Origin of the sequence: Candidatus Bathycorpusculum sp. (assembly GCF_009778815.1) — an archaeon.
Classification (GTDB): domain Archaea; phylum Thermoproteota; class Bathyarchaeia; order Bathyarchaeales; family Bathycorpusculaceae; genus Bathycorpusculum; species Bathycorpusculum hydrogenotrophicum.
In genome coordinates this window covers 1-8,999 of record NZ_WRFL01000078.1, presented here as the reverse complement: position 1 = coordinate 8,999, position 8,999 = coordinate 1, and the positions used below count along the sequence as shown (strand labels likewise).

General features: G+C 42.5%; 6 protein-coding genes and 1 pseudogene. 4 read left to right on the top strand and 3 right to left on the bottom strand.

The window, feature by feature from the left end; genetic code table 11:
• The coding region (locus FWF39_RS10930; RefSeq protein WP_343383475.1) for a PDDEXK nuclease domain-containing protein at positions 1 to 837 on the top strand (837 nt) is incomplete at its 5' end.
• Between the two features lie 84 nt (positions 838 to 921).
• Here FWF39_RS10930 and FWF39_RS10925 read toward each other — a convergent pair.
• Both FWF39_RS10925 and FWF39_RS10920 read right to left on the bottom strand, forming a co-directional pair.
• Positions 922 to 1,662, bottom strand: a complete 741-nt coding sequence (locus FWF39_RS10925; protein ID WP_343383474.1) for a prepilin peptidase — start codon at positions 1,660 to 1,662, stop codon at positions 922 to 924.
• 64 nt (positions 1,663 to 1,726) lie between these two features.
• Complete coding sequence (locus tag FWF39_RS10920) at positions 1,727 to 3,040, bottom strand: hypothetical protein (protein WP_343383473.1); 1,314 nt, start codon at positions 3,038 to 3,040, stop codon at positions 1,727 to 1,729.
• Between the two features lie 73 nt (positions 3,041 to 3,113).
• Between FWF39_RS10920 and FWF39_RS10915 the strand changes: the two genes are divergently transcribed.
• Both FWF39_RS10915 and FWF39_RS10910 read left to right on the top strand, forming a co-directional pair.
• A complete protein-coding gene (locus FWF39_RS10915) occupies positions 3,114 to 4,610 on the top strand; it encodes a hypothetical protein (RefSeq protein WP_343383472.1) in 1,497 nt (498 codons plus the stop codon).
• Between the two features lie 237 nt (positions 4,611 to 4,847).
• The gene (locus tag FWF39_RS10910) at positions 4,848 to 7,163 is read left to right on the top strand and encodes a hypothetical protein (protein WP_343383471.1); all 2,316 of its coding nucleotides are present in this window, start codon (positions 4,848 to 4,850) and stop codon (positions 7,161 to 7,163) included.
• Between the two features lie 100 nt (positions 7,164 to 7,263).
• Here FWF39_RS10910 and FWF39_RS10905 read toward each other — a convergent pair whose 3' ends face one another.
• A complete protein-coding gene (locus tag FWF39_RS10905; RefSeq protein ID WP_343383470.1) occupies positions 7,264 to 7,491 on the bottom strand; it encodes a hypothetical protein in 228 nt (75 codons plus the stop codon).
• Positions 7,492 to 7,709: 218 nt separating this feature from the next.
• Between FWF39_RS10905 and FWF39_RS10900 the strand changes: the two are divergent.
• A pseudogene (locus FWF39_RS10900) lies at positions 7,710 to 8,999 on the top strand (hypothetical protein); the annotation flags it as partial.

The window sequence follows — 8,999 nt, the reverse complement described above, 5'->3', positions numbered from 1 at the left end:
TATTCTGTTCGTAACCTCAACTATATGCGAAAATTTGCTGAATTTGTTAATGATAAGGGAAAAGTGCCAACAGTGTCGGCACTTTTGAGCTGGTCCCATAACAGGACACTTCTCGATAAAACCAAGACTCTTGATGAGTATTTGTGGTATGCTCAGCAAACAATTGAGAACGGTTGGTCTCTATCTTCACTGCAGTATCATGTTGATGCAAAGACATATTTGCGTCAGGGTTTGGCTGAAAAGACAAGTAACTATACCCAATCGTTACACTCGCCGTTTAGTGGTTTGGCCTCTGATACTTTGAAGAATCCTTATGTGTTTGATTTTATTGAGCAACGTGAGGCAATTATTGAGCGTGAGATAGAGAATGAGTTGGTGGCTAATATTGCTAAGACTATTATGGAGTTGGGTACAGGGTTTGCTTTTGTTGGCAATCAATATCACTTGGAAGTTAGCGACAAAGATTACTATTTAGATCTACTTTTTTACAACACTAAACTGCGTTGTTATGTAGTCATTGAATTAAAGAATACTGAGTTCAAACCTGAATATGCTGGCAAGCTTAATTTTTATTTGTCGGCGGTTGATGATATGCTTAAACACAAAACCGATAATCCCTCTATTGGTATTATACTTTGTAAAACACGGGATAAATTGACGGCTGAATACGCTTTAAAAGACATACACAAACCTATAGGTGTTAGTGAGTACAAGTTGTCTGATTTTGTTCCCGCTGAACTAGTAGATACTTTGCCAAGTGTTGAGGATATAGAAAAACGTGTGAAACTAGCTCTTGATTTCGAGGAAGAAAACAAGAAAGACAGTGACAATGAGTAAACACGTACGCAATTACTGGTCTGCCGATGGAGTAAGATTGCTCCTCACAAGTATTTTCAACCGTTTGATTGCCCTTTTTAGGGGTTATATGCAAAGAGGGACTATCGTAAAAGCAAGGGTGAAGAAGATCATTGTGGGGATTGTTGGAGAGGCAAGCACACCGTTTGGGTATAGTTCACTGTGTCCCTTTAGCGTATCGAGGTATTTTTGTAAATTTGTCTCGGCTTTTACAAACCGTAGCAACTTTCTAGTAGGTTTGCCATCACATTCTTCTTGAACTACCACTGTTTCGGCTGGAAAATATCTAAGCTCACCCAACTTATCTAATGGTATGCGTCTTACCGTAAAGAGTAGCCAGATTTTTTGGCGTAGGGTGAGCTGGATTCCTTCAAACATGTTTTTGCCCTTAAGGAGGTCTTTTAGGTTTAGGCTAAAAATGGATAGAGGCCATATCAGACTTAAAATGGCTGAAAAGCAAAATACCACCAAAACTACTGGTAATGCAGAAAGCCCTAATGTAGGGTTAAGTGTGTGGGGGATTGCTGGAAGAGTTAGACCAATAAATATGAGGGCTTTGGCATCTGCGCTTCCATAAAAACCCGAACAACACAAACCCAACCCCAAAAACAAAGAAACCACCAAAGAAACCAACACCACTGACACCTCTACCAAGTTAAAAGCTATGCTCGCAAGGGTCATTGCACATCCAATTGGATATGCAAAAAGCCAAACCCGATTAGCAACTCTTCGAGTCTTAAAATCAAGCACCGAAACATACCCCAAAATAATCAACACAAAAACAAACGGCAACCACATCAACAACATAATTTTCATCCTCTACCTATAGAATTGTGGAGATTTTAAAAATCAACCAAATCATCCTTTTTGCCTATTCCGAATCAGCCGAAAAACCATGTTGATAATCAGAAGAGGCAGACCAATTAGTCTTGCACTCTTGCGACCACACATCAGTTACCTCTTCTTTTGTGTTCTCAACTGTTGGGTTTTTGTCTTCTTCTTGTTTCTTTGCTTTTTTAGTTGGTTGGTTTTCGTAGTCTAGTTGCATTCTTGAAAGAGGCACCTTACCTAACACCACTGGAAGCTTTTCGACTGCTGTAGGTAATCCCACAATTTGTGCTAACTCTTGGGTGGAGAGCACAATGGGTTGACGTTTCCTAAAGCCCATAAACAAACAAACCGCCAAAAAAACCCCAAAACCAACAAACCCCAAATCCACTCCAGATATTGAAGCAGACAAAACAAGGTTTAGAGGATTAAATAATCCAAAAAACCCAGCCAATAACAGAAGGCTTAAGGGTATTGCCCACCAGAGACGGCAGAGAACATTATTTCGCATAACATGTCTTGTGGGTGTTCTAAGTGTTGGGGTTGGGTGTTGTTTGGGTTTTTTGGTGGTTTTGAAGGTTTTTAGTTTGTTGGTGGGGGCGGCTGGCAGAGCTTTTTTGGCCGTTTGAATGCTTTGTAAAGACTCCCCAAAAACAAGGATTTTGCAGACAAACAGGTTGCTTGCAAGTTTTAACTCCGCACCCCTTACAAGCTCACGGCTCCAAGAATCCACCCTAACAACTCCAGATCGCCCCTTAGCGGACTCACTTTTTGAGGTTTTTCCGATGCCCGTCCCTAACAAATCAACCAAAGGATCTAAAACCAACGAATTTGTCGATGAGGTTGATTTGGGTGTGGTTTTTTTGTGCACAAAATTCTGTATCCCCCCTGCCGCATTAGGATCTGCCTGCACAACCACCTCAACACATACCCCCAACCCTGCAACGGACGCAACTAAGCGGTCAATAAGATTAACCACCAGTTCTTGTCGCTGACCATTAAACACTAACGGCAACGCATAATTTTTAGATAGCTCTAAATCCGCACAAAAACGGTATTGATGCCTTGGCAACTCAACTCCTCCTATAACTTCCACGTCAAGCAGCGTTCGTATGACATTTGACATTTGTGCACGGGTGTGTTCATCAAAAAATTCAAAGAAAAACCTAACAAGCGATCGCTCATCCTCCCCACAATCGCCATCTTTGGGGACAACAATAAAAAACCTAAACGGCTTACCCAAATCATGCAACGCATCTAAAACAGACGCAAAACTTGCAGACTCCAACTTGGCAGTAATAAGTGGCCTAACCTCAACCCAACAAGCACTACCCCCACGACCAACAGCTAAATCCATTTGACATCAACACATAAACCCTCCACAAATTTAAAAGAAAATAATTAATACAGCGAAAAAGAGTTGAAAAGTTATGTCCACTGTAGACTCTTTATTGACACGTAGCTTCTTATTTTTGGAGGATTCAGACTGGAGTAAAGCATCTGAATATTTCAATAAAGTTCTGGATATAAACCCTGAACATGCAAGGGCGTATATTGGTTTATTATGCGCTGAATTACACATCAGACATGAAACAGACTTGGCAAACCAACAGCATTCTCTGGAGGACAAACCGAACTTCAAAAAGGCGATCCGTTTTGCTGACCAAGATTATCGCTCCAAGCTGGAAGCATATAGTCAGAAAATTCAACAAAAAATACAACAAGAAAAACAAGAAAAACAAAAACGCGTATCTGAGCTTAAAAGAATACGTGAAAATAATTCCAAATATATCGGTTGTATTTTCACTGAAGGGAATCGTACGGTTGGTTTGAGGGCTGATGGCACCGTCATAGCAACTGGCGACAATGAATATGGTCAATGCAATGTGGAAGGTTGGCACGATATTGTAGCAATAACCAGTGCTTGGCATCGTACGGTTGGTTTGAGGGCTGATGGCACCGTCATAGCGGTTGGAAAAAACGAATATGGCGAGTGCAATGTAGGAGGTTGGTACGATATTGTTGCTGTAGCTACTGGACGTGATCATACGGTTGGTTTGAGGGCTGATGGCACCGTCATAGCAACTGGAAGCAATCACTATTGGCAGTGTTATTTTGTTGGTAGTTGGCGCAACATTGTTGCTGTAGTTGCTGAATGGCATAGTACATTTGGTTTGAGGGCTGATGGCACCGTCATAGCAACTGGCGACAACAGTACCAGCAAATGTAATGTTGATGAATGGCGGGACATCATCGCAATAGCTACTGCTACGGGTCATACGGTTGGTTTGAGGGCTGATGGCACCGTTATAGCAACTGGATACAATGAATATGATCAGTATAATATTGGTAGGTGGCGTGACATTGTCGCAATAGCTACTGTTTATGGTCATACGGTTGGTTTGAGGGCTGATGGCACCGTCATAGCAACTGGAGACAATCGCTATGGTCAGTGTAATGTTGATAGTTGGCGTGATATTGTCGCAATAACTGTAGGGGATCATCATACGGTTGGTTTGAGGGCTGATGGCACCGTCATAGCAACTGGAGACAACAAAGCAACTAGGTGTGGTAAAACCGTTTATTGTGGTCAATGTGATGTTGGTGGTTGGCGTGATATTGTCGCAATAACAGCTAGTTATGATCATACGGTTGGTTTGAGGGCTGATGGCACCGTCATAGCAACTGAAGACAATCGCTATGGTCAGTGTAATGTGGGTAGTTGGCGAAATATTGGTCCTGTTGATAAAAAACAAGCGCGCAAGCGTTTGGAACAACAACGCATAGAGGAACAACAACGCATAGAGGAACAACAACGCATAGAGCAGTCTAACAAATGGGCATCACAGGGGCTATGCCGACATTGTGGTGGCGAGATGAGCGGTTTGTTTACCAAAAAATGTAGAGTCTGTGGCAAAACGAAATGAGCAGTCACACAGTCAATATAAACGGTTGATAACCTGTTAACGTTATCGGAGCAGGTGATGTGTAGATACACTATGGTTGGGTGCTTTGTTTGCACATCCAAAGGGCAGTAATAGCGCTATTCAAACTACCTTGGTCTGAACAGTTAAAAATTAAAAATTAACCACAATAGTGTGTTGTTGGGTTAGTTTGTTTAGTTTCTTTTTAAATTTCTGTATGTTGTTTTTATGGTGTAATGTTTGGATAAATCTATATGTAAAGGCTCATGGAACCGAAGAATTGTTGTAAAACAGAGTTTAGCTTTTTTACTGATTTGTTTAATGGGGTTATCGGTGTTTGGTGGGTTTTTAGGTTTGTTGACTGCACAAACTGGGCAAAGTACTGTAAATTTGGCAATTGAACCCCTGTTTGACAGATATGGTATGCCTGCCATTAATGAGGATGGCACATTTTATCCAAATGATATATTCGCAATAACTTACAATACAGAGTTAACAAGTGAGGTTAATTTTGAAAAGGTAGAACTCCACTATGACAGCTCTGTTTTTAACATGTTTAGCAATAGCGACAATTTTGGGGCTGAGGGGGTTGGTGGGGGCGACTTTGAGGTTTTATCCTCTGCTTCAGCGGGGGTGTATTATTTTGTTGTGGAAGTGTGGGGTAATCATTCCTCTACTGATGGTTCTAAAAGTGAAAGTTATGTGATAGCTGAGGCATCGTTAACTGTTACGGTGGTGGAGTATGATCCGCACTTTACCGTAGCCCTTACCTATACTGTTCCAACTGGCAACGGTTCAAGCAGTTACGAAAAACCCCTTGCCATAATTGTACGTTACGAGGGTAATGGGCCAGATCGTAATCTTAGACAACGCGCAGTAATTGATGATTATGTTTGGGAGGGTTACGCACAAAAAATCCCGCAAATAGACCAAATGCAGCAATCCCTCACCCCCAACCTTACCGTAGCCAGCTTTCTTAACCAAAGCTCAAACACCCAATTCTTAGCCCAAGGCATAGACAATGAGGCTGAACTCAGTCAATTTGTTTTGAGTGTTGATGGGAAAAGTTTTACAAACAAGGAACTTTCGGTGGTTTTTCTTTGGGAAACAAACACCAATCATAGCTATGTTTGGACTCAAATTCTGCCCGTAGATGGAACAGGTGGAGGTGGGGTTTATGGGGAGTGGTTTGAGTGGCAAGCCAGCATAGTCTTTCCCCCCACAGTTAACCCAAACCAAAGTAGCCAAACAACAATGAGTCAGGAAGATTTGCAAAATCAGCTTGTAGAACAATTTAACGCCCCCAACGGAACACTAACCACTTCACCCTTTGGAAATACTATAACAGCAATGTATGCACACAATAAACGCCTCGATCTCTTTGCCAAAGAGGTGGGCGTAGAGAAAAACCAAACGCTAAACTGCTTAACGCCTATGCCTCTGTATTTTACCTCACAGGAGCGTTATGCCAAACTCCAATACACCCTAAACCCTGCAGTTATAGCAGAAATTACCAACCAAGGCTTCACAAACGCTCTCTACTACAACCTAACCCTTGGTTGTGATCTCTTTGGTGTCCCAAGATATTTTGATGCTAACACTACCTGTGAGTACGAGTTTTTTGCTAAACTCTTTAACGCCACAGCCTACAAGTGGGATCATACCCTTCAAACATGGAGCATAGACCCAAGCGTTAACATAAACGCTGTTTTTGAGTCTGCCTTTAACTTTACTGAAACAGACCTTTTGCGTTCGAGTTTTGAGGAGCAAACATCTGACCCCCAAGCCCTAAAAATAGCAATGGCAGATCTCTACGATTCAGGGCCTCAAATGTTTAGAAGCACAGGTTCTATTGAAGCATACTTGCAACGCACAAGCCCCCTATACTACAACCTCCAAATAACAGCAGGTCAAAAACAGACAACCACCCTTCAACGAACTATAGAGTTAAACTTTAGAGACAACAACCCCTACCAGCTGCCCCTAAACTTTGACCCCACTTCACCCCTGCAAATAGACGTTCTTGCAGACACTACCCAAAACACCCTACTATCACTAAATGCCCCAAAAGAACTCGGAGGATTAACCAACATAACAGTATATTTAGTCACAAGCATACCCACAGGAAAAACAATCCAAACCCTCTCCCCAGACCTCCTGCCCCTTAGTCTGCTTAAAACAATGAACCTAACCCTACCTCAAGAACAAATCCAAAAACCCCTCGGCTACGAGGAAAACTATCAACAATTCTACCAACAATACCAAGGCTACAGCACAATTACCAAAGAAGAGACAGGGGGCTTTTGTGGACAAACACAAATAGCACTCTCCAAAGACCAAACAATAGTAGCCCTAACCGAGCAAGGAGAAGCATTACTCTACATTGAAGCCACAAACGTTTGGGGAACCACATTCCACCAAATCATACCTGTTCAACCCTACGCCAAACCCCAATGGGAAATACCCTTCGACAAAGCCACAACATACCTCATAGCCATAGTCATCATAGCCATAATCCTGAGCATTGCAATGTACCTGATACGAACAAAACAGTAAATGCATAAACCATCAAGTAAAAGCACGTTTTATAACAAGCAACACGGTTCATCCTGTAAAAAAGCAATTAAGGTGCAAGCGTCCATGACGTAGAACGTGTTCATTCTTCGAGTTCCTTATCTGCGTGTTTTCGCTCTAAAAATTTCTCAGCGGACATTTCGGGATGATTAGATAGTGAGCCACGTACTTTGCTAATATAGTCATTTGGTTCTTGTATGGGTATGAGGTGAATTTCGCCGTCTGTTTCACGGACTTTTACTTTTTCTGTTTTAATTAGCTTGGATAAGGCTTCAGGCAAGGTTTTGGTGTTTAATACAGTTTCAGTCATGGCATTCACCTTTTTCTAAATGAGTTAATTTGGTTAATATGCTTATAATGGCAACCTCTATTTGTTAACAATTGCTGTTCATTCTTGATGTAACGTATGTGTCTATGTTTGTGTGAGGGTTATAAAAGCAGTAGCGCAGTTATACTACCATAGTTTTTGTTGGTTTTGTGTTTTTTTTTGTTTTTAAAATGTAGGGGTCTTTTTTTATGGTGTAGTTAGTGAAGTTTCAGCTCTGGCGTACTGATCGAATTTATAGGAAAATTCAAGGCGTAATTGATAGACTAAAGTCTAATCGTGCTTTGCTTGGGGTGGATGCGGGGATTTTGATTGCATTTTTCACCATTACTATGCTTGTTATCTATTTGGCGGCTCCTGTTATCATGTCTACGTTGTTTGATGTAATTATTGGTGGTCCTGAGGGAGTTTATTCATATCTTTTAGAGTTGCCTTTGATAGCTACGCCGGGTAGTGGTGGGGGGACTATTGGGCAGCAGTTGGGTGTGCCTATGACGATGGTGTTTGGTTTGATGCGAACCATTGCCCTTGCCATGTTTGCCGTTGTGCTAATTATAGCGGCTATTTGTTATGTGCTTGAGAATTTTAGAATAATGAATGAGGGCACAGCATCCAACATTATCATGAACAGCGTCTTTACCCTAATTCTGATCTTTGCGTGTCAGCCAATTTATAATGCAACAGCGGGGGCTATCAATCTTTTTGTGGGTTGGCCTGATGTTGGGGGTGCAGGGTTGCTTATTCCCTCGGGTAACACTATAAACATCATCGTTGGCTATGCAACGGGTGGTATAGGTACGGTTCCACTGCCAAACCTCGACCCGTTCACAGGATTTTTCTTTAGTGGTATTTTGATTATGTTGGTTGCGTCTATTTTGATGTTGACTTTGGTTATGGGTATTATTCGTCTGTTTTTTGTGGGGGTGTTGGCTGCTGTTTTGCCTTTGGTTTTGGTGTTGCGGTTGATTCCGTTTACGAAGCATTTTGCGGATACTTTGCTTCAGGATTTGATTGGGTTTATGTTTGCCAGCATCATGGCTTCTATTGTGCTTTTGTTTGGCTATCAGGTGCTTGTATCGACTAGTCTTAATCCGTTGACCCAGATTTTAATTGCCATCATTACCCTCTTTGCGGCTGCATACATGTCCACGGTCTTCGTCGGCAAGTTTGGGGCTTTGGGTATGGCGGCGGCCAACGTAGTGGGGGGTGCGGTTAACTCTGCAACTGGTGCGGCTTTGGGTATGGCTGGCGGTGCCCTTCTTGGCGGTGGTGCTGGGATGGCGAGTCGTCTTGGTAGTTTGTCTGGGAAGGGTTTGAGTAAAACAGAGATGTTGGGTCAGGCGGGTGAGGGTTTTGTGTCGGGTGCTACGCCGGGTGCGGTCTCGGGCTTTTTTGGAGGCGGCATTGGAGGTGGGGGCGGTGGTATGCGCATGGGTTCCATGGGTGGGGGTATGCGTGGCATGGGTTACATGGTGACGGGTACAATGAATAGG

What these genes read in the sequence shown, in the direction of transcription:
- FWF39_RS10925 (WP_343383474.1), bottom strand. Translation starts at nt 1,662, where the DNA reads ATGTTGTTGATGTGGTTGCCGTTTGTTTTTGTGTTGATTATTTTGGGG.
- FWF39_RS10920 (WP_343383473.1), bottom strand. Translation starts at nt 3,040, where the DNA reads ATGGATTTAGCTGTTGGTCGTGGGGGTAGTGCTTGTTGGGTTGAGGTT.
- FWF39_RS10915 (WP_343383472.1), top strand. Translation starts at nt 3,114, where the DNA reads ATGTCCACTGTAGACTCTTTATTGACACGTAGCTTCTTATTTTTGGAG.
- FWF39_RS10905 (WP_343383470.1), bottom strand. Translation starts at nt 7,491, where the DNA reads ATGACTGAAACTGTATTAAACACCAAAACCTTGCCTGAAGCCTTATCC.